General features: G+C 71.2%; 20 protein-coding genes and 1 pseudogene. 18 read left to right on the top strand and 3 right to left on the bottom strand.

The genetic code is table 11. The features are described 5' to 3' along the window. Positions 1-5 precede the first annotated feature (5 nt). From A4V12_RS10050 to A4V12_RS09975, 16 genes and pseudogenes are all read left to right on the top strand, one after another. On the top strand, positions 6-755 hold the full coding sequence (locus A4V12_RS10050; protein ID WP_064068918.1) for a hypothetical protein: 750 nt from the start codon (positions 6-8) through the stop codon (positions 753-755). Between the two features lie 147 nt (positions 756-902). After that, complete coding sequence (locus A4V12_RS10045) at positions 903-1,256, top strand: SH3 domain-containing protein (protein ID WP_199831254.1); 354 nt, start codon at positions 903-905, stop codon at positions 1,254-1,256. A 106-nt stretch (positions 1,257-1,362) separates the two neighbouring features. Continuing rightward, positions 1,363-1,845 carry a hypothetical protein gene (locus tag A4V12_RS10040; protein WP_064068917.1) on the top strand — a complete coding sequence of 161 codons (483 nt, stop codon included), beginning with the start codon at positions 1,363-1,365 and terminating at the stop codon, positions 1,843-1,845. Further along, a complete protein-coding gene (locus A4V12_RS10035; protein ID WP_064068916.1) occupies positions 1,842-2,291 on the top strand; it encodes a hypothetical protein in 450 nt (149 codons plus the stop codon). Before A4V12_RS10040 ends, A4V12_RS10035 begins: the two co-directional genes overlap by 4 nt. Before the next feature lie 10 nt (positions 2,292-2,301). After that, complete coding sequence (locus A4V12_RS10030; RefSeq protein WP_064068915.1) at positions 2,302-2,715, top strand: hypothetical protein; 414 nt, start codon at positions 2,302-2,304, stop codon at positions 2,713-2,715. 41 nt (positions 2,716-2,756) lie between these two features. Then, a complete protein-coding gene (locus A4V12_RS10025) occupies positions 2,757-3,602 on the top strand; it encodes a winged helix-turn-helix transcriptional regulator (RefSeq protein WP_064068914.1) in 846 nt (281 codons plus the stop codon). Next, the gene (locus A4V12_RS10020; protein WP_064068913.1) at positions 3,599-4,117 is read left to right on the top strand and encodes a hypothetical protein; all 519 of its coding nucleotides are present in this window, start codon (positions 3,599-3,601) and stop codon (positions 4,115-4,117) included. Before A4V12_RS10025 ends, A4V12_RS10020 begins: the two co-directional genes overlap by 4 nt. After that, positions 4,114-5,349, top strand: a complete 1,236-nt coding sequence (locus tag A4V12_RS10015) for an MFS transporter (protein ID WP_064068912.1) — start codon at positions 4,114-4,116, stop codon at positions 5,347-5,349. The genes A4V12_RS10020 and A4V12_RS10015 overlap by 4 nt, the downstream gene beginning before the upstream one ends. 37 nt (positions 5,350-5,386) lie before the next feature. Beyond that, a complete protein-coding gene (locus A4V12_RS10010; protein WP_064068911.1) occupies positions 5,387-5,686 on the top strand; it encodes a hypothetical protein in 300 nt (99 codons plus the stop codon). Between the two features lie 46 nt (positions 5,687-5,732). Further along, positions 5,733-6,962, top strand: coding sequence for an ATP-grasp domain-containing protein (locus tag A4V12_RS10005; RefSeq protein WP_199831253.1), 1,230 nt, complete (start codon positions 5,733-5,735; stop codon positions 6,960-6,962). Beyond that, positions 6,959-7,830: pseudogene (locus tag A4V12_RS10000) on the top strand (DUF317 domain-containing protein). Before A4V12_RS10005 ends, A4V12_RS10000 begins: the two are co-directional and overlap by 4 nt. 26 nt (positions 7,831-7,856) lie before the next feature. Next, positions 7,857-8,342: a hypothetical protein gene (locus A4V12_RS09995; RefSeq protein WP_064068909.1), complete on the top strand. Its 486-nt coding sequence runs from the start codon at positions 7,857-7,859 to the stop codon at positions 8,340-8,342. A gap of 34 nt (positions 8,343-8,376) precedes the next feature. Further along, the gene (locus tag A4V12_RS09990; RefSeq protein WP_064068908.1) at positions 8,377-9,426 is read left to right on the top strand and encodes a SpaA isopeptide-forming pilin-related protein; all 1,050 of its coding nucleotides are present in this window, start codon (positions 8,377-8,379) and stop codon (positions 9,424-9,426) included. Between the two features lie 549 nt (positions 9,427-9,975). After that, positions 9,976-10,377, top strand: coding sequence for a BlaI/MecI/CopY family transcriptional regulator (locus tag A4V12_RS09985; RefSeq protein ID WP_064069014.1), 402 nt, complete (start codon positions 9,976-9,978; stop codon positions 10,375-10,377). Positions 10,378-10,382: 5 nt separating this feature from the next. Further along, positions 10,383-11,315 carry a M56 family metallopeptidase gene (locus A4V12_RS09980; RefSeq protein ID WP_064068907.1) on the top strand — a complete coding sequence of 311 codons (933 nt, stop codon included), beginning with the start codon at positions 10,383-10,385 and terminating at the stop codon, positions 11,313-11,315. 86 nt (positions 11,316-11,401) lie between these two features. Further along, complete coding sequence (locus A4V12_RS09975) at positions 11,402-12,292, top strand: universal stress protein (RefSeq protein ID WP_064068906.1); 891 nt, start codon at positions 11,402-11,404, stop codon at positions 12,290-12,292. Between the two features lie 155 nt (positions 12,293-12,447). Here the strand turns inward: A4V12_RS09975 and A4V12_RS09970 are convergent, their stop codons facing one another. From A4V12_RS09970 to A4V12_RS09960, 3 genes are all read right to left on the bottom strand, one after another. Then, on the bottom strand, positions 12,448-12,903 hold the full coding sequence (locus A4V12_RS09970; protein ID WP_064069013.1) for a tellurite resistance TerB family protein: 456 nt from the start codon (positions 12,901-12,903) through the stop codon (positions 12,448-12,450). Between the two features lie 110 nt (positions 12,904-13,013). Further along, the gene (locus A4V12_RS09965) at positions 13,014-14,042 is read right to left on the bottom strand and encodes a sporulation protein (protein WP_064069012.1); all 1,029 of its coding nucleotides are present in this window, start codon (positions 14,040-14,042) and stop codon (positions 13,014-13,016) included. Between the two features lie 104 nt (positions 14,043-14,146). Then, the gene (locus A4V12_RS09960) at positions 14,147-14,365 is read right to left on the bottom strand and encodes a hypothetical protein (RefSeq protein WP_064068905.1); all 219 of its coding nucleotides are present in this window, start codon (positions 14,363-14,365) and stop codon (positions 14,147-14,149) included. Between the two features lie 378 nt (positions 14,366-14,743). Here A4V12_RS09960 and A4V12_RS09955 point away from each other — a divergent pair, with 378 nt between their 5' ends. Further along, positions 14,744-16,078: a hemolysin family protein gene (locus A4V12_RS09955; RefSeq protein WP_064068904.1), complete on the top strand. Its 1,335-nt coding sequence runs from the start codon at positions 14,744-14,746 to the stop codon at positions 16,076-16,078. Continuing rightward, positions 16,075-17,097, top strand: coding sequence for a hemolysin family protein (locus A4V12_RS09950; RefSeq protein WP_064068903.1), 1,023 nt, complete (start codon positions 16,075-16,077; stop codon positions 17,095-17,097). The genes A4V12_RS09955 and A4V12_RS09950 overlap by 4 nt, the downstream gene beginning before the upstream one ends. Positions 17,098-17,156: the final 59 nt, after the last annotated feature.

The raw sequence follows: 17,156 nt of genomic DNA, 5'->3' as shown, positions 1-17,156 counted from the left end.
GGCCCTTGTTGTCCCCCAGCGAACCGGTACCCGCCAGGAAGCCCCTTCCCGCAGTCGAATTCGACGTGGACGACCTCGACGCCGACGAGGAGATTCACCTCGACTTCTACCGTCAGGTCGAAGTGCGGTCCGACATGCTCGTCCCCCTGGCGGAACACCACACCGTCAACGGTGTGCACAGCTACTACGTCCTGTTCGACCGCACCGCCACCTGGGGCCACCCCGGCACACCCCAGTACGTCGCCGTGCACCTGCAGCGGAACCAGGAGCAGCGGACGTTCGCCTTCGAGAAGGCTCCGCTGCCGCTGCCCGCGATGGCGCAGTCCTGGCTGATCCACCTCGGCTGCCCCTCCGACGCCATCGGCCTCGACCCCGAACTGGGTCCCCCGCCGGCGGACGAGGCGACACAGGCGCTGGAGCAACGCCTCGCGGGTGACGGCGACCACTACGCGATGGGCTACTCCTACACCAGCGACGACCCGGACGACATGGTCACCGTCGTGGCACTGCGCGCTCTCGACGAGCGAGCCCCCTCACCGTTCCGCGTCGTGGTCGAGGAGGTCGACACGGACGCGTGGACCCACACCCTGCGCGAGGGCGGCTTCACCACGGTCGAGGAGGCCCTTCGGTGGTGCGACGACCGGCTCAGAGGCGAGGCCGGCCCCCTGCCGCCGGTCCGGCCGGCAGCGTCAGTCACCCGCCCGGCTGCCCTGCCGAAGGCCCCCGCTCCGCGCCCGTCCGGACGATCCCGCTGAATTCCGAGGCCAACCGGCGCGGCGAAACATAGCCGACGATCGCCGGTTAGCCAAACCGGCGATTCTCCGGACTCTTATACAGCCGCCGGGACAACTCCTGCGGCGCCATTCCCCGCAATTCCCATGCCTCATGGAGGTTTCTTCCGCATGCGCTCAACCCGTATTGCCATATCCGCTGCGCTGCTCGGCGCGCTCGCTGTGCCGGTGCTGTCCGCCACCGCCGCGAGCGCGGCGCCCGTCGCCACCGCGGCAACTGCCCTGCCGACGAGCAGCTGCTCGTCTCTGCCGCCGCTCCCGTACGAGGTGCACACGAAGGCCGTGACCATCCGGTCCAAGGCCACCACGAAGTCCACCGTGGTCGGAGTGCTCTACCGCAGTCACAAGTTCACCGTGCACAACAAGAGCGGCAACTGGCTCTACATCACGGACAGGGCGACCGGCGTAAAGGGCTGGGTCTCCGGTACCTACGTCTACCGAGACGTCCGCATGTGCCTCAGCTGACAGGCACGCAGCCCTAACCGGCTTACCTCACAGCTGGGTTGTTCGACCGCCCGTCATTTCCCTGCCTTGAAGCTCCAGGTGCCGTCTTCCGAAAAAGGAGTTCCCGTTGTCCGACGACATCCCCGAAGACACAGCGGATGTCCTGGGTGTGCTCACCGAACGGATCGAAGCCCACTTCGGAATGGGCATGGATCAGTTGGGGGCCGCAGTTGCCGTCGCGCCGGCCGCGAACCCTGACGCCACCGAGGTCGTCAAGTGGCACGGCCATCTCGTCGAGGCCCAGGCTGTGCTCGACCGAGCGGAGGACGACCTCCTCGCCGCGCTGGAAACGCAGCCCAGTGAGGTCGACGACCCCACGATGGGCCTCGCCCAGCGCGTCAACGCGGCCGTCACGGCACGCGACGGCCGGGCCCAGGTCGTGGCCTGGCTTCTCGATCCGGACGCTCCGGGGAAGAAGGGCCTCGCTGCCGAACGCCTCGCCCGTCTCAGCCGTGGAGCCCACAAGGGCCCGGCGGTGCCGACCAGCGCTCCGCACCGCCCCGCGATTGGGCCGGCGTCGGTGCCGCGAGCGGGAAGGGCCGTGCTGTGAGCGTCCGGCTGAAGTCCAGTACCGCAGACGGCCAGCTGCGGGAGGTCTTCGGCGCCCCGGTCGCCGAGCTGTACACGACGGCTACCGCACCCGATGCGCCTCCCGCGCTGACCCGCGCCCTGGAACTGCGCTCCTTCCTCGCCCTGGCCGAGGAGCAGGTCGCCCGCGTCCGCGACCGCGTGCACGAGGCGATGGCGCCCGACCGGGACATGGGCGAGCTGTCAGCCGGTGACCTCCGCTTCGACGCGCAGTGGCTGGAGGCTGCGCTCGATGCCCGCGACGGCTACCGCGCCGCGCTCGGCGGGCTGCTGCGCACCATGCCGCCCCCCGACCAGCAGTCCCGCCCCGTCCGTACGGCGCAGCCGGTGGTCGCCGCCGCCCTGCCCCCGTCCCTCGCCGCCCCGGCCCCCGCGCGTGCCGGGGCGGCAAGGGCCCGCCGACAGTGAAAGCCCCCGCTTGCCCCACTCGACGTCCACCGAGATAGCCGGACGGATCGAGGACCTGTACGGCGCACCGCTCGCCGACCTCGAAGCCCACGCCCGCGACCAGCCGCCGGGCATGCTCTCCGCCCTGCTCGGCATGCACGACGACCTCACCCTCGCCGAGCGCAGCATCGACTTCCATCGCGACCGCCTCACCCAGCTCCTCCACCTCGAGCGGCAGATCGGCGGACACGAGGTCTCCCACCTTCTCGACGGCGCCCGCCGGCTCGCCGAAGCGGTCGCCGTCCGCGACGCCCAGACCAAGTCGGCCCTGGCTGTTCTGCAGAGCCTGGCGCGCGTCCCGGCCCCGGCGCAGTCCCCGCCGACTCCCTCGCTGCCGCCCCCGGCCCCGCCTCGTCCCGCCGAGAGCACGGCGCACCGCCGCTGACACGCAGGCGATTTCCCTTTACTCAACCAGGAGTTCCTCCCTTGGCCATCACCGCTCTGCCCCCTGACACCGATGCCGACATCGCCCGGGTCACCGAAGCCCTCGCCATGATCACCCCGCGATGGAACGTCCGGATCCTGCTGGCCCTGTCCGGTCCGCCGCTGCGGTACAGCGAGCTGGCGGGCAAGGTGTCCTGGCTGCAGAACGGCCAGCTCCACCCCAAGCTCAAGTCGCTGTGCGACGCCGGCCTCGTCCAGCGCACCGAACACACCTCGCGGCACGTCACCTACGGACACACCGACCGCGGCGCAGCCCTGCTGCCGGTACTGCCGATGCTCGTCACCTGGGCCGAGGAACATCTGGAGAAGGCGGACCGCCCGCTGCCCGCGATCGAGCAGATCGAGGACAGCCTCACCCTGCTCACCCGGCGGCATGCCGCCGCCATCCTGTGGGTGCTGAAGTCCCGCGGCGAGGTCAGCGGCCGGGCGCTCGCCAGGATCGTCATGCCCAGCAGCGATTGGACCAACGTGTACCCGCCGCTGCGGCAGCTCGTGGCCGACGGTCTGGTCGACACCGAGGGCACTGGCCAGCCCTACCGCCTGTCCGTGGCGGGCGAGGGCCTGGGGCCCGTCTTCGGTGCCCTGTCCGCGTGGTCCTCCGGGCATCCCCTCACCCGTGCTGCCCAGCACCCGGTCTGGGGACGCCCGGGGGCCGCATCCGCGCCGAAGCAGTGGGTCAGCAATCAATCGCTGCCAGCTCCCGCAACCTCGTCGGCTGCCCGGGCGGCAGCGGCCTCTCGCCCGACGTGGCACAACCGCGACCTGTTCTCGCACACCGCGACGACCCCCCCGATGGCGGCGCTCGCGGCAGGGGGCCCGCGCCGATGACTGCCTCCTTCACTCCGGCCGAACTCCACAACGCACTGGCCCTGTTGTCCTCGCCGGGCCTGATCCGGCTGATCACCGAGATCGACGACAACGGACCGATCCCGCCGAGAAGGCTCGCCGCCACCCTCCCCGACCTCTCTTCGCACCACCTTCGCCGGACCACCCACGTTGCCCGCGCGCACGGTCTCGCCCGCGTCGTACCCGGCGCCGGCCTTACCCTCACCGACGCAGGTTCCGAGCTGGCCGACGTCTACGACGCCACCGCCCGCTGGGCCCGCCGCCACGCCTACCCCACCCGTGTCTGCGACTTCACCACCCGCCTCCAGCACTCCCTGAGCCTCCTGGTCCCCGCGCTCGTCGCCGACCGAGCCGACGACTCCCCACGCCCAGCGGACGAGGAGACGATTGGCGCCGGGGCCGCAACGGATCTCGCCCACCCTCGCGCTCTGCTGCCGCAGTGGCTGGACGCCAACCCACAGGTCGGCCTGCTCCTTGAAGCAGAGCCGGTCGCGTGAGCGCAGGCGCCACCCCCCGGCACGCCCACCACACCGGGGGGCTGCTGGGCAGCATCTACCTGCCGCGCACGGTGGACGCCCTCGCGTTCGCCATGTCCACCTACGGCATCCCGCTCCTGGTGCTCGTCACCACGCGCTCCGCGGCGCTGACGGGCCTGGCGTTCGTCCTGGAGTGGATTCCCCGGCTGGCAGCGTTCGGTTGGGCCGGCGGGATCGTTGACCGGCGCGGGGCAGCGGTCGTCTTCTTCCTCGCCTCCCTCGGCCGCGCGCTGGTCATCGCCGCCGGAGCAGTCCTTCTCTACCTCCACCCCTCCGGCGCCGTGGCGAGCGTGACGGTGATGGCGCTCGCTGCCGTGACCGGGGTGCTCACCGAGTTCAGTTACATCGCGGCCGAGACCGCGGGGGCAGCCGCCGGCCGCCGCGCGGGGGAGCGGGCCCACCGTGTCCAAGCCGTCCTGCTCGGGATCGACCAGACCGCCACCCTGGCCGGCCCGGCATTGGCAGGAGTGCTGCTGCTCGCCGGACCTTGGCAGATGCTCGCGGTCATCACGGCGTTCTCGCTGCTCGCCGCGGTGCTGGCGCTGCGTACACTGCCGTCGCCGATCCCCCCGGCCCGGGCGCCGAAGGGCAACACGGGTGCGGGACTGCTCACCGGGTGGCGGACCATCCGGTCTCTGCCCGCGCTCGGCTGGCTCGTGACCGGCCTGACCCTGTCCAACCTCGCCATCGGCTTCCTCCAGGCGGCCGGTCCGGTGATCGTCGTCCACCACTACGGGCAGTCGACCACCGCTGTCGGTCTGGTCTGGTCCGCCGCTGCCAGCGCGACGCTCCTGAGCGTCACGCTCTGCCGGTTCGCGATCGACCGCCTGGGCCTGTGGCCGGTCGGCGCGGCCTGCGCCGCCTTCGCCTCGATCGCCACCCTCGCCGCCGCCCAAGCCCCCGACTACCTGTCCTATCTGATCCTGGTCGCCGTCCTGATGGCGGCCGAGGGCGGCATGACGGTCGTCCTGCGCACCCTGCGCTCCCGCCTGATCCCGCCGGAGACGTTCGGCAGCACCTTGTCGGTGACCATCCTCATCCTCCTGCTGCCCTTCCCCGTCGCCGGCGTGCTCACCGCGCTCACCCCGCCCGACGCGCTGGGCCACGTCATCACCGCGTGCGCCGTCCTGCAGACCCTCGGCTTGTTCCCGGCCTTCGTCCGCCTGCGCACCGATCCCGCCCTGCGCACCTGACCCTCTGCGCTCCTCAGCCTGTGGAGAACTCCCCGCCATGTCCGTTGCCTGCCCCAGGACGCACCGTCCGAGCGGTCGCACCATCACCGAGCAGTTCCACGCCTTCGACGCGCGGCACCCGCACGTCTACCGCGCGCTGGAGCGCATGGCCGCCCGGCGCCTCGCTGCCGGCGCCACGCGCGTCAGCCTCAAGGACCTCTTCGAGGACTTGCGTCGCCAACTCCCGTACGGCCCCGGCCTGAACGACAACTTCACCGCCCTGTACGCCAGGCGGCTGATCGCCGCTCATCCCCACTGGGCCAGCGCCTTCGAGCTACGCCGCCGCCGTGCCGACTAACCGCCCTCTTCCCTCGCCTTCGTCCAACGATCCGGAGAACTCCTTCTTGTCCGCTCGCCCCCTCGCGCTCGTCGTCTCTCCCGGCGATGAGACCTATCGCGGCTACTGCCTGGAGCAGGTGGCCGCCGCGTACGACGTCGTCCTGCTGACCGGCACCGAGCCGTCGTGGGAGAAGCCGTACATCGTCGACCACGCCGTCGTCGACCTCCACGACGACGCCGCGCTGCTCGCCGCGGGCCGGGCTCTGGCGGCACGCCACCACCTCGCCGGCGTCGTCACCTGGCAGGAGCGGCACCTTGTCTCCACCGCCCGCCTTGCCCGCGCGCTCGGTCTGCCCGCGGACTCCGTCGAGGTGATGCGGGCCTGCCGTAACAAGGCCACCGCCCGTACGCTGTTCGCCCGCCACGGGGTGCCGTCGGCCGCCTCGATGAAGGCCCGCACCCTGGCGGAGGCGGCACGGGCGACGGCGACCATCGGGTTCCCCGCCGTCATCAAGCCCGCCGCGTTCGCCGGCAGCATCGGCGTGATCCGCATCGACAGCCCCGAGGAACTGCCCGCCGCCTTCGAGTTCGCCTCGGCCGGAGCGACCCAGAGCCGCGAGGACACCGGTGTCCTGGTCGAGGAGTACCTCGACGGCCCGGAAGTCTCGGTCGAGTGCGTCACCCACCGCGGTGAGACGACCGCCGTCGCCGTGACCCGCAAGAGCCTCGGGCCCGCCCCGTACTTCTACGAGATCGGGCACACCGTCGATGCCACCGACCCGCTCCTCGCGCAGGTCGCCCCCGCGGCCACCGCCGCGGTAAAGGCCCTGGGGATCACTGACGGCGTGCAGCACGTCGAGATGCGCCTCGTGGATGGCCAGCCCCGGCTGATCGAGGTCAACGCGCGCATCGGCGGCGACCTGATCGGTCACCTCGTCCGTCTCGCCACCGGCATCGACCTGCCGAAGGCCGCCACCGACCTCGCCTGCGGCCGAGCTCCGGACCTCACCCCTGCCCGCCGCCAGGCCGCCGGCATCCGCATGCTTTACCCGGCCGCCTCCGGCACGCTCACGCAGCGGCAGGTCAACCAGCCATTCGCCGCTCACAACCCGTGGCTGCGGCAGATGCAGTGGATGCGACAGGTCGGCGACCTGCTCCTCCTTCCGCCCGAGGGTGACCTGTTCACCGCCCGGGCCGGGTTCTACATCGTCACCGGCCGCGACACCGCCGAGGTCAACGAACGCCTCGACACGGCCGCCGAAGAGATCACCGTGACGACGCGGGCGGAACGATGAGCCACCAGCCCGACCCGCGCCACGATATCGACGGAGACGTCTACGTCTCCCCGCGCTACCTCGCCGCCAGCACCGGGACCGGCGACCCCGCCCTCGCGCCGCTCCTCGCCCTCGGCTGGGACCTCCAGCACGACGAGGACGGCAACGTGTATGTGAGCGCCCCCGACCGGCGCGTATGCCTGGGCTACCTGCCCGAAGGCGAGGACGACGGGCTCTGGCGCATCAACGCCTACAAGGACCCGTTCGGCCCGCCGACGTGGGGCGTTTGTTTCAACGACCGCTTCCCCACCGAGTTCGTGACCGCCTCATCACCGCTCTTGCCACGGCGTACGAACAGGGGCCGGACGCCTACCTCGCCAGGCCGGTGGTAGGCATCGACGAGCACGAGCCCTTTCTCGCCGTCGTCCCTCTGCTCCAGCAGGGCTGGGAGATGGCCCGCCCCCGCAGGGGCGTCTTCGCGGTAAACGCGCCGGACGGGCCCGCCGGAATGGAGTTCACCACCGGCGACCTCGACCCAGAGGCCGAGCTGACCACGCGCGACGCCCGCTGGCAGCTGTGGGCCGGCAAGTCCATCGACCGTCCCGCCTGGTACGCGACCGCCAGCACCGACACCCCCGTCCCCCTGCTCACCGCCGTCACCCAGTGCGTCTCCGACCCGGCCCCGCTGCCCCGTTGGCGACAGGACACCTACAGCTACATCAAGGGCATGGCCCAGCTCACCCCCATCCTGCCGCCCGAACCGCCGGTCCCCACCCCACTCGATGTCCAACGGTCTGCCGCAGCACGCCGCCCGGCCGCGCTCCCCGCTCCCAGCGTCCCGCGCTCGAGCACCACCAGCCGTCCGGCCCTGCCCGGCCCGCGCCGTTAAACCGCCCCGTTGACCAGAGGATCCTCTTGTCCCTGCACGCCCCGGAGTTTTTCGCCGAACTCCGCCTCCCCTTCCCCAGCGGCACCACCGTAGGCAGCACGTACTACGCCACGCCCATCGCGGGCGCACCCCTACGACTGCAGATCGGCTTCACGGATACGCAGTACCGGAACGCGTACGGCGGCCTGCGCCTGACCGTGATTCACATCGACCGGGGCACGATCGACGCGGTGGCGCTCAGCTTCGCCGAGCACGGCACTTTCCGCCGCCGTCAGGGGGCCTTGCATCAGCGCAACATGCCCGGCACCTTCAACATCACGCTCGCCAGGCCGGGGCAACCCGCATGGGAGGGAGCCGACTTCACGGGGCTGCGCGATGCCATCGAGCAGTACACCGCCGTCTGGTTCCCCGGCGCGTGGACCGCGTCCGCGCCGAGCCGTGCTGCGGCCAAGACCGCCCACCAGACTCCCGCCCCGCCGCCGGCGCTTCCGGTCGCTGGCCGGACCCGATGACCTCCCACCACCTGATCAAGGAGCACCTCTTCCCGTGCACGCTCGTATCGTCCGTGGCGCCGTCCGATCCGCTGCCGTCGCCGCCGCGGTGACCGGCACCCTCACCTGGGCGCCGACCGCGACCGCCCAGTCGTCCGAGCCGACGCCCTCGGCCTCCGCTGCCTCCACCGAGACACCGGCCCCGGATGCGGGCAGCATCGCGATCACCAAGAAGGACGCGGCCGGGGACGTCCTCCCCGGCGCCGAGTTCCTCCTGCTCGACTCCACCGGCAAGGAGGCCGGACGCGGGAAGACCGACGCGCAGGGCAAGCTGACATTCCCCGACCTCGCTCCCGGTGTGTACCGGCTGAAGGAAACGACCTCCGGCAGCCCGCTCCACGAGGTCGTCCCCGACCAGGACGTCATCGTCACCCCAGGTGTGACCACACCGCTGACGATCACCGACCCGTTCAAGGCCGCCAAGGTTCTCCTCCAGGCCAAGGACGACAAGACCGGAAAGCTGCTGCCCGGATCCACCGTGAACATCGGAACAGGCAGCGAGACCCTGCTCACCCTGACCACCGGGTCGCAGGGAACAGCCACCGGAGAGCTGCCCGTGACCAGCCGGAAGACCGAATTCTGGGTCAAGCAGGTCAAGGCCCCCGCCGGCTACGACCTCTACAAGCCGTCGAAGACGTTCACCGCAGGCCCCGGCGCGCCGGTCACCGTGACCGTCACCAACGCCAAGACCGCCACCACGCCGAAGCCTGACCCGTCGGATAAGCCGACGCACGAGCCCACCGGCACCCCGTCCAGACCTGCGGACAAGCCGAGCGACAGCGGGACCGGCGGGTCGAAGCCCTCCCCGACGGGCACCAACACGCCGGACGCCGTCTCCACGCCCACCGCAGCGGCCGACGGGCTTAACGACAACACGACGCCGAAGACTCCGGCTGTCTCCCTCGCCCACACCGGCGCCGACGCCACCCCGTGGATTGCCGGCGGCGCGGGTCTCCTCGTCGCCGCAGGCGCCGTCGCTCTGGTCGTCACCCGCCGTCGCACGGCGGCCGAGTCCAAGCCGGACGGCAACGCCGAGACCATCTAACCGAAGATCACCCACCATCAGCAGGCCCCTGGGACGTCATTCCGGGGGCCTGCTCTCGTCTACCGCCGTGTACCCGCTGGGTCCACCCCGCGCCGCCGTACGCAGAGCCACGCGCTGCCCGGTCCCGGCCTCATGCCAGTACGGGTGCCACCACAGCTGGACCGACAGCTCCAACAGGCGCCTACGCAGTACCGTCGTCCGCTCACGGTGGACCGGGTCGGCGAGGCTCCGCCGCGCCCGGGGCGGGAATCGCCCAGGGCTGCCGGACAACCTGCCCAGAATCTACAGCAATGTAGAAACTTAGCGGGGTGAATGGCACAGTTGACTGCGGACCGCATGGGTCGCACGGCCGAACCGAGGTGGGGCCTGCGGCCACGATGCACCAGCGCCCCGATGCCGCAGCGCCAGCGCGCCGGTGGACGGCCGGTTCGGCGGGTTGCTCCGCCGCTGCCGCCGTGACGGGCGAACGTCGGTGGGAAGATCGTCCGGTCTGTACGATGAACCGCCCCGCCGCGGCCGGTGGGGCTCTTGAGGCGGGAGGTTGACGGCATGGATGTGCAGAACACGGGCGGTGCCGACCCTTCCCGCCGCCGGGCTCAGGGGGAGCTGGAGGCCCAGGTGCTCTCCGCGCTGGGCCGGGCTCCGGGCCCGGTCACCGCGGGCTGGGTGCAGGAGCACATCGGAGGCGGCATCGCCTACACCACGGTGATGACGATCCTGACCCGGCTGCAGGCCAAGGGCGCGGTCGCCCGGGAGCGGGTGGGCCGGTCGTTTCAGTGGACGCCGGTCGCCGACGAGGCTGGCCTTGCCGCCTGGAGGATGAGGCGGGTCCTGGACGCTGAGAGTGACCGGCAGGCCGTACTGGCCAGCTTCGTGACCACCCTGTCGCCCCGGGATGAGCAGCTGCTGCGGGAGCTGCTGGCGCAGGCGCCCGAGGACGGGGAAGACTGACGGCCATGGGGGTCTTCGTCTTCCTGCCGCTGGTGTTGCCCTTAACGGCGTGGCCGGTCGCGCGGCTGGCCGAACAGCATCTGCATCCGCGGACCGCGACGTGGCTCCTGACGGGGGTCGCGGCGGTGCTGGCGGTGTGCAGCACGCTGTGCCTGGCGCTGCTGATGGTGGTCGGAACCGCGCAGCTGCCCGGCAACCCGCTGCCCGACGGCTGGTCGGATCCCGAGGTCCGCGAGGCGGTGCCGTACGACGAGGTCGCGGGCAAGGCGGCCATCCCGGCGCTTCTCGCGGTGATTACCTCGTGCTGGTCGGCCGCGTGGCGCCACCGGCGGGTACGCAAGGCCAGTGGGCGAGCTCTTCGAGGTCTGCCCACTCGCTCGGTGGCCGTGCTGCCCGACGGGATGCCGTACGCGTACGCGCTGCCGGGCGGCCGACGGGACCGGATCGTGGTGAGTACCGGCATGCTCGCCGCCCTGTCCTCACGTGAGCGGCGGGCCCTGTTCGCCCATGAGCGTGCCCATCTGGCCGGCCAGCACCACCGGTTCCTGCTGGCCGTGCAGCTCGCCGCGCGGGCCAACCCGTTCCTGCGCCCGCTGCGCTCGGCGGTGACCTATACCGCCGAGCGGTGGGCTGATGAGGACGCGGCCCGCGCGGTCGGCAGCCGCCGCACGGTGGCCGTGGCGATCGGCAGGGCCGCCTTGATCAGCCGTGGTTCTCCGCTGGCCACGCTCGCCTCTCTCGCCGCGGCGGGACCGGTGCCGCGCCGGGTCGCGGCCCTCCTGGGCCCCGCCCCACACGCCCACCGCTGGCCGTCGCTGTTCACCGCGGTGGGGCTAGCCACCTGGGGCGCTGCGGCCGGCACCACGGTCTCCGCGCTGTCGTCGGCGAACTCGGCCGTCACCCTCTTCTTCATCCTTCACGCCGCCACGCCCCTCTAGGGCCCTGGTGGCACGCGCGCTGCCTGCGGGAGAAGCTGAAGAGGGCGGTCGTCGGTGCGCGAGGGCCGGTGACGGGAGGCGACGTGATGTCCGGGCCGGTAGTGGTCGGGGTGGACGGATCCGCCGCTGCTCTGGCCGCCGTGGACGCTGCCGCTCGCGAGGCGCGGATGCGGGACGTGGAGCTGCACATCGTTCATGCCTTCGTCTGGCCCGCCCTGCACGTCCCGCAGGGAACCTCGCCTCTGGGCCCGCCAGCCGGGGGTGTGCGCGAGAGAGTCGAGCAGATACTCGCCGAGGCCCTCACCCGGGCCCAGGCCGCGGCCCCCGGCGTTCAGGCGAGCCACGGTGTGATCGCGGGTGAGGCGGTCACCGCGCTGGAGGCGGAATCGCGGACCGCGCAGCTCCTCGTGGTCGGGCATCGCAGCTCGGACGGCTTCGCCCATGTGCTGCTGGGGTCAACGGCGACCAACCTGGCCGCCCATGCCGCATGTCCGGTGATGGTGGTCCGTGGCCGACCGGAGCCGGCCGGGCCCGTGCTGGTGGCGGTGGACGGCTCCGCTCAGGGGCAGGCGGCGGTCGCGTTCGCGTTCACCGAGGCGGCCTTGCGGGGCGCGGACCTGGTGGCTCTGCACGCCTGGACCACCTGGACCGATCATGAGAAGCCCGCCCCGGGCCGCCCGCTGGAGATAGTGGACCTGATCGGCGACGTGCGCCAACTCCAGGCGACGGAGGAGCGACTGCTGGCCGAGGCCCTGTCCGGGCACCGCGAGCGGTACCCGGACCTGACCGTTCATCTGCGCCTGGTGCGCGGACGCACCCGCCCGGCGCTGATCGAGGCGACCGGCAGTGCCCAGCTGATCGTGGTCGGCGCGCGCTGGCGCGGCGGTTTCACCGGCCTACTGCTGGGCTCGGTCAGCCAGGCCGTCCTCCATCACGCCCAGTGCCCGGTGACCGTCGTACGTGCGGGGGTGGCCTGACACATCACCTACATCCGCGCGCAGGCGCTCAGCGCCCATTGCCCGGCACAGGGCACCTGGATGCCGCGAAGGCAGAAGGCTGCGGCTGCCCCAGCACTCGGTCCGATCTGCGCGGAGCCCGCCGGCCCCACCCTCGGGTGGGCGGGCGCTGGCGGTTAGAGGTCGAACTCGTGCGGGGGAAGGTCGAGGGTGTAGCAGGCTTCGCGGACGACGGCCTGCTCGGTCTTGTCGAAGTCGCCGTCGGCACCGCCGATGACGATGCCGATCTGAATAACGGCGCGGGCCTCGGCGGGCTTCTTCTTCGCCTTGGTGACCTCCTGCAAGACGCTGACCTTGCCGAAGTCGAAGTCACTGGTCAGCTTGCTGAGGTTCTCGTCGAAGCGCCGCTGCAGGTCAGCGGCGTCGAAGTTGCGCAGCACGTCGTTTGTAGCGATCAGCTGGGCGACTCGCTGGCGTTCGGAGGGGTCGATGGTGCCGTCGGCCGCGGCGACGAGGGCGCACATCGCCATGGACGCGTCGCGGAAGGCGCCGGACTTGAGGTCGTTCTTCTTCGCTTCCAGCTGCGTCTGCATCTGCTGGGCGGATTCCTTGAGGCGGTCCCACAGGGCCATGGAGAACTCCATTGGTTCGTAGGGGTGTCCGGGCCGGGACGACGGGCCGGCCCGGACCATTCAGTTCTACACCAACGTAGAAGTTGGTAGGTGGGCGAAGGTGGCGTGGCTTACGCCTCCTCGTCCCCGCCCTCGTCGTCGCCTTCGAAGAAGTCGCCGATCTCGTCTACGGCTTCGGCTGCGACCATGCCGCCGACGACCCCGACGGCCAGGCCGGCGGCGCCGGCGGCAGCGACGGTGCCCATGCCGGGGCCGGACCGGTGGCCGCCGTGGTGGCTGTCATGCCCGTGGTGGCCGTGCTCGTCCTTGTGGGCGTGGCTGGCGTGCACGTCGTCGTGCCCGTACGGGTGGTGGGCGGTGCGGGCGGTGTGGGCGTCGATGAGCAGGCTGATCCAGGAGCCGACGACGGCGTTCCAGTCGCGGTGCGCCGCCCCCTCGTGGCTGACGACGTGGCGGGCGAGCGCGTCGTGACCGCCGGAGAAGAGCCCGCCGCGCTTATCCGCCTCCAGAACGACCTCCATCCCGCCCGGGTTGGCGAGGAAGGTCACCTCGATCTCGTTCACCAGGTGCGCGTACTGCGGGGCCGGGGTGAGCTCGAGCTCCTGATAGAAGGGCAGTTGCTGGCCGGTGCCGCCGATGCGCCCGTATTCGAGGTCAGCGGACTTGAAGCCGAAGCCGAGCTGGCCGAAGGCTTCCAGGATCGCCTCCTGGACGGGCAGCGGGCTCACCGCGAGGGGGTCGAGGTCGCCCTTGTCCTTGGCTCCGGCCACCCCGAGCTCGGTCCGCACACCCAGGACGATGCCCAGCGGCTGGCCGTGTAGCTGAGTGATCGGGGTCTCCCACGGGAGCGTGATCGCGAACGGCACGGCGCGCTGCTCACCTTCGGCAAGGCGGAAGCCACCGCCGACGTTGAACCGCTCGAAGATGACCGTGCCCTCGTGCTCGCCGTCGTCGTGCTCGGCCTCGACGCGGGCGACGAGTTCGAGGCTGATGTGCTCGATGTCGAAGTCGGCCCGGCCGCCGGTGAGGCGGACCTCGCCGGTCAGAGTGCCGCCGGGCACCGCGGTGACCGGGTCGAGAACGGTGTCCACGGCGGGGCCGCCGACACCCATCGAGCCGAGCAGGCGCTTGAACACCATCGTGGCGTTCTCCTTCACGTATCTCGCGCTGTGTTTCGTTGGGATGCTCGCAGCGGCGCCGCAGGCAAGGTTTCTGGGCCTGCGGCACCGCGCGGGCGCGGGTGTTACTTCGCCGCGTCCAGAGCCGCGAGGGCCTTGGCCCAGCCGACGTACTTCAGCTCGGCGAGGTCGGCGACGGTCTTGACGCCGAATGCCTCCCTGAGCAGCTCCCCCTGCCGGTCCGAGACGCCCTTGAGCGCGGACACGGGCGCGGCCAGCACCTCGGGCAGGCCCTTGTCCGCCCACGCCTTGTCCAGCACCTTGTCCAGGTCGATCGAAGCCATGCTGTTTCCCCTCCTGCTCGACGCACCCCGAAAGGGTGCGCGCACGTCACCGGGCAGCACGGAATGCACCGCCCCGCCCTGGCGTAATCTACAAGCATGTAGAAGCATAGGAGCAGCACGACAGACGTGGAGTACGCAGGCGCAGGTTGGCCGGGAAATTCCGCACCGGCTCACCCTTCTCGCTGAGTGAGACCCTCTGGCCAGGGTCTTTACTACTCCTTTACAGTTGTGTCGCCGATACTGACCGCCAAGCCACAGGGCCGCGCCCCGGTCCGCCGAGTGAAGAAGGAGCAGCAGACCCGCAATGGGTGAACCTCCCAGTACGAGCCGTGCCACGCCTTGCCCGCAGATCGTTAAGCCGGGAGCGGGGGTGGCACGGTGACCGAGCTGCTGCTGCTCCTGCTCGCTCTCGCGCTGACGCTGGCGTGTGCGGTGTTCGTCGCCGCCGAGTTCTCTCTCACCACAGTCGAGCGCAGTGATCTCGAACGCGCCGCCCAGGCCGGTGAGCGGGGCGCCGAAGGCGCCCTGAAGGCCGCCAAGCGCCTGACCTTCCAGCTCTCCGGTGCCCAGCTGGGCATCACGGTGACCTCGCTGGTCATCGGCATGCTCGCCGAGCCGTCTGTCTCCGCACTGCTGCGCGGGCCCCTGACCTCGGTCGGCCTGCCCGCCGGAGCGGTGTCGACCACAGCGACCCTGCTCGGTGTGGCGATCTCGACCGTCGTGCTGATGGTGGTCGGTGAGCTGGTGCCGAAGAACTGGGCGATTTCCCGGCCGCTGGCCGTCGCCAAGGTCGTCGCCGGCCCGCAGCGCGCCTTCACGGCCGCGTTCGGCCCGCTGATCCGGCACCTGAACAACACCGCCAACCGCCTGGTGCGCCGCTTCGGCCTGGAACCGGCCGAGGAACTGGCCTCCGCCCGCACCCCGGAGGAGCTGGTCGCGCTCGCCCGGCATTCCGCCCGCGCGGGCGCGATCGAGGCGGACTCCGCCGAGCTGTTCGTCAAGACCCTGCATCTGGCCGAGCTGACCGCGGAGAACGTGATGACCCCACGTGTGGACGTGCAGGCCCTGGAAGCCCACGCCACCGCTGCGGATGCGGCGAACCTGACGCTGGCCACGGGCCTGTCCCGCTTCCCCGTCTACCGCGACACGCTCGACCAGGTCATCGGCACCGTCCACATCCGCGACGTCCTCGCCCTGGAGGAGGACCAGCGGGTCAAGACCGAGGTCACCGAGCTGATGACCGAGCCGCTGCTCGTGCCGCACTCCCTGCCCGTGGACACCCTCCTCGGCCGGCTGCGCAAGGCCCGCACCATGGCCGTGATCATCGACGAGTACGGCGGCACCGCAGGCGTCGCCACGGTCGAGGACATCGTGGAAGAGGTCATCGGCGAGGTCCGCGACGAGCACGACCCACTGGAGGTCCCCGACCTCCTCGAAGCCCCCGCGCAGGACGGCCGCCGGGTGTGGGAAGCCGACGGCAGCGTCCGCGTGGATGAGCTGGCCGAGATCGGCTTCGCCGTGCCCGAGGGACCGTACGAGACGCTCGCCGGCCTGATCGCCACCCGCCTGGAGCGCATCCCCGTCCAGGGCGACACGGTCACCGTCGACGGCTGGGAACTCACGGTGCTCGACATAGAACACCGCCGCGCCGACCGGATCACGCTCACCGCACCGGCCGATACCGGCGCCACCGACGAGGAGACCGGCCGATGACCGCGATCCAGCTGCTGATCGGCGCCTTCACGCTGATCACCAACGCCTTCTTCGTCGGTGCCGAGTTCGCCCTCATCTCCGTACGACGCAGCCAGATCGAACCGGCCGCCCTCAAGGGCAACCGGCGGGCCAAGACCACCCTGTGGGGCGTGGAGCACCTCTCGGCCATGATGGCCACCGCCCAGCTCGGCATCACCGTCTCCTCACTGGTCCTGGGCGCGGTCGCCGAACCGGCCATCGCGCACCTGCTGGAACCCCCGTTCCACGCCATCGGCGTCCCCGACGCGCTGATCCACCCGATCGCGTTCGTCATCGCGCTCACCCTGGCCACCTACCTGCACATGCTCATCGGCGAGATGGTGCCCAAGAACATCGCGCTCGCCGCACCCGCGCCCACCGCCCTGCTGCTGGGCCCGCCGCTGGTGGCCCTCACGCGCGGCCTGCGGCCGTTCGTCTTCGGCATCAACGCCTTCGCCAACATGCTGCTGCGGCTGCTGAAGGTTGAGCCCAAGGACGAAGTCGCTGCGGTCTTCACCGACGACGAACTCGCCCGCCTCGTCAAGGACTCGTCCGCCGCCGGCCTCCTCGCGCCCGAGGACGGAGAGCGCCTCCAGGACGCCCTGGAGCTCGGCACGCGCCCTGTCGGCGAAGTGATGGTGCCACTGGAGCGGATCGTCACCGTCGGCCACGACATCACACCGCAGGGCCTGGAACGGGCGGCGGCCGCACACGGGTTCTCCCGCCTGCCGGTCACCGGACCAGGCGAGGAGATCCTGGGCTACCTGCACATCAAGGACGCCCTCGGTGCCCACGACCGCACCGCACCCTTCCCCCGCACGTCCCTGCATCCGATCACCAAGGTCGCCCTCGACACACCCCTCGACGACACCATGACCGCCATGCGAGCAGCCGACACCCACCTCGCCGCCGTCACCGGCACCAAGGGCACCGTCATCGGCTTCGTCACCATGGAAGACGTCCTCGACGAACTCGTCGGCGCCCACGACCCCAGCGCCTGACCCACACGGAACAGCGGCCGGCATCCCATGCTCGGGATGTCGGCCGTCGGCATCCCACC

Origin of the sequence: Streptomyces noursei (assembly GCF_001646665.1) — a bacterium.
GTDB lineage: Bacteria > Actinomycetota > Actinomycetes > Streptomycetales > Streptomycetaceae > Streptomyces > Streptomyces lavendulocolor.
Note: the sequence above shows the minus strand (reverse complement) of the source record. Positions and strands in the feature narration are given on the sequence as shown.

Coding starts and splice junctions, on each gene's coding strand:
- A4V12_RS10045 (WP_199831254.1), top strand. CDS start 903: ATGCGCTCAACCCGTATTGCCATATCCGCTGCGCTGCTCGGCGCGCTC.
- A4V12_RS10020 (WP_064068913.1), top strand. CDS start 3,599: ATGACTGCCTCCTTCACTCCGGCCGAACTCCACAACGCACTGGCCCTG.
- A4V12_RS10010 (WP_064068911.1), top strand. CDS start 5,387: ATGTCCGTTGCCTGCCCCAGGACGCACCGTCCGAGCGGTCGCACCATC.
- A4V12_RS09985 (WP_064069014.1), top strand. CDS start 9,976: ATGGATGTGCAGAACACGGGCGGTGCCGACCCTTCCCGCCGCCGGGCT.
- A4V12_RS09980 (WP_064068907.1), top strand. CDS start 10,383: ATGGGGGTCTTCGTCTTCCTGCCGCTGGTGTTGCCCTTAACGGCGTGG.
- A4V12_RS09975 (WP_064068906.1), top strand. CDS start 11,402: ATGTCCGGGCCGGTAGTGGTCGGGGTGGACGGATCCGCCGCTGCTCTG.
- A4V12_RS09970 (WP_064069013.1), bottom strand. CDS start 12,903: ATGGCCCTGTGGGACCGCCTCAAGGAATCCGCCCAGCAGATGCAGACG.
- A4V12_RS09965 (WP_064069012.1), bottom strand. CDS start 14,042: ATGGTGTTCAAGCGCCTGCTCGGCTCGATGGGTGTCGGCGGCCCCGCC.
- A4V12_RS09960 (WP_064068905.1), bottom strand. CDS start 14,365: ATGGCTTCGATCGACCTGGACAAGGTGCTGGACAAGGCGTGGGCGGAC.
- A4V12_RS09950 (WP_064068903.1), top strand. CDS start 16,075: ATGACCGCGATCCAGCTGCTGATCGGCGCCTTCACGCTGATCACCAAC.